Origin of the sequence: Yaniella sp. (assembly GCF_030453185.1) — a bacterium.
GTDB lineage: Bacteria > Actinomycetota > Actinomycetes > Actinomycetales > Micrococcaceae > Yaniella.
The window spans coordinates 1-2,303 of sequence record NZ_JAKDKW010000151.1 but is presented as its reverse complement, the minus strand read 5'-3'; the positions used below and the strand labels follow the sequence as shown (position 1 = coordinate 2,303).

General features: G+C 57.5%; 3 protein-coding genes and 1 pseudogene. 1 reads left to right on the top strand and 3 read right to left on the bottom strand.

The window, feature by feature from the left end; translation table 11 throughout:
• Together L0H14_RS12430 and L0H14_RS12425 are read right to left on the bottom strand one after the other, a co-directional pair.
• Window positions 1–254: pseudogene (locus L0H14_RS12430) on the bottom strand (metal ABC transporter permease); the annotation flags it as partial.
• Entirely contained in the window at window positions 251–1,255 is a 1,005-nt protein-coding gene (locus tag L0H14_RS12425; RefSeq protein WP_301419999.1) for a methionine ABC transporter ATP-binding protein, read from the bottom strand. The gene L0H14_RS12425 and the pseudogene L0H14_RS12430, both read right to left, overlap by 4 nt.
• Before the next feature lie 94 nt (window positions 1,256–1,349).
• Between L0H14_RS12425 and L0H14_RS12420 the strand changes: the two genes are divergently transcribed.
• On the top strand, window positions 1,350–1,778 hold the full coding sequence (locus L0H14_RS12420) for a DUF3151 domain-containing protein (RefSeq protein WP_301420000.1): 429 nt from the start codon (window positions 1,350–1,352) through the stop codon (window positions 1,776–1,778).
• A 202-nt stretch (window positions 1,779–1,980) separates the two neighbouring features.
• On the opposite strand, the gene L0H14_RS12415 is transcribed toward L0H14_RS12420, so the two are convergent.
• A partial coding sequence (locus tag L0H14_RS12415) for a hypothetical protein (protein WP_301419998.1) occupies window positions 1,981–2,303 on the bottom strand: 323 nt, incomplete at its 5' end.

The window sequence follows — 2,303 nt, the reverse complement described above, 5'->3', positions numbered from 1 at the left end:
ATGAGTGCGACCATCAAGATAGCATACGGGACCGAGCGGGTGATATTCACGACGATCGAGGAAAGGAAACCGTACAGTACTCGCATCGGTGCCAGGCCACCGGGCCGGGTGAGGTGCAAGATAATGCCGATGACACCACCGATGAGCACCGTGGCGATACCGGAAATCCCGACCATCACCACGGTCTCCCAAATTGCTTCGGGCAGGGCCGTTTCCAGGGCGCGGTTATTCAGCAGTTGCTCAAACCAGTTCATGCTTGCACCCCTTCCTTGGCGCGTGTTCGGATCCGGTAGCCGTTGCGGGCCAGTGTGGCTTCAATTCCGGTGAGGTTGATCTGGCTATCCGAGTCGATCGCCAACAGATAGTGGGCAAATCGAGCATCGCCCAGCGTTTCAATGTTCGCGGCGGCAATGTCAACGTTCACGGGATTCTCTGCCTCAATTTTGGCGGCAATCGGAATATTGACGGCGTCTTGACTGCCCACAACTTCCATGACCAGGTCAGCGGTGGCCGGCTCGTGCGTGGGCAGCGGCAACAGGGCACGAGACAACTGGGAGTTGACGTTGGCGGCAACCTGACTGAGCGGACCGGAGTCTAAAATTTTGCCGTCGTCGAGCAGCGAGACGGAGTCGCACAGCGTTTTGACCACGGACATTTCGTGCGTAATAACCACCACGGTGAGGTTTAGACGGTTGGAGACCGCGTGAATCAGCTTCAGGATGTCGTCGGTTGTGGCCGGGTCCAACGCAGAGGTTGGCTCATCACACAGCAGGACATCGGGATCTGCCGCCAGTGCGCGGGCGATACCGACGCGCTGACGCTGGCCACCGGAAAGTTGGGCGGGGTACGTCTCCTCCAGCCCACTGAGTCCCACCAAGTCGATGAGTTCGTTGGCCCTGGCTCGACGATCGTCTTTGCTGGTCTTACCTGTTTCTAACGGCAGCGAGATATTATCCGCCACGGTACGAGACGAGAGCAGATTGGCATGTTGAAATACCATGCCGATACGACGACGAGCGTTGCGCAATTCGGTATCGCTCACTGCGGTCAAATCCTGGCTTCCCACGACGACGCTGCCGTTGGTTGGTCGATCTAACAGAGTCAAGCAGCGTACCAGCGTCGATTTGCCGGCACCGGAGCGGCCGATGATGCCGTGAATTTCGCCGTCGTCGATATCCAAAGTGATGTTATCTAAGGCCACGACATCCCTGGCGGGCTGCCGATACACCTTTGTAAGCTCTCGAACGGAAATCATGAGGTCCTTTGTGGAGATTGGTTGTTGAATCAGTATAAACACTGGCAGACTAAGAGGGCTCAGACATTGCCGTTTTGGCTTCGTGGAAGGAAATATAGTGTCGTCAATCATTGGTAAAAACTTGATGGAGATGGATCCAACGTTGCTACCGGAAGAGCCCGAAGTGAATGCTCGCTACGAGGCCGGGGATCTGCCGGAGGAGATTGCACAACGCTTCCCTGCTTCATCACTGGCCTGGGCGCTCGCCGCCGAGGATGCCTGGGGTGAGGGACGCACACTGGAATCCTATGCTTATGCCCGCGTGGGCTATCACCGGGGACTGGATGCACTGCGTGGAGCAGGCTGGAAGGGCGCCGGTCCAGTTCCGTGGGAGCACGAACCCAACCGCGGATTCTTGCGTGCACTGTATTCACTGGGTCGTGCGGCGGCTGCCATCGGGGAGACCGATGAGGTGGACCGTATTACCAAATTCCTCAACGATTCGGACCCGACCGCTGCTGAGCGGATCGAAGCTTCACACTAAGGAACAACGTTATGGCAACACCGGATGTTCGCCCCGCGGGGGACCTGCCCGATGCGATCGGCAAGACCGCTGGGTGTATGCTGCCGGCGCTACACGGTGTGGAGCTAAAAGCCATCCGGTTGCTGCCGTCCGCCACGTGATCGAAGATTCGGTGCCTTGAGGGACGGTGTAAACCGCCACGACGGTGTTGCAGGCGGTTGCTTTATACGTTTTCCGTCTTCAGCAGCTCACTCTGCACCTCGGTTCTAGCCTGCGGCGATGCTAAGACGTGATGGCGGGCCGTTTGCTCAATTTCGGGGCGCGATACCTTGGTGCGAATCAGTTCCAGGATCTTTTGGTGCTCAACAACGGTGGCCCGGGCTCGCTCGGCATCAACAATGAGCACCGGATCGAAGTCCTCCCGTAACACGATGATTTGATCGCTACACGCTTCGGCTCTCTCCAAATCTGCGGTTGAAATCTGCTGGTCTGCTAAGCCTTGATCCACCGATGAGTAGTCGGACGTCTGCCTAAAATTCTTCGGTG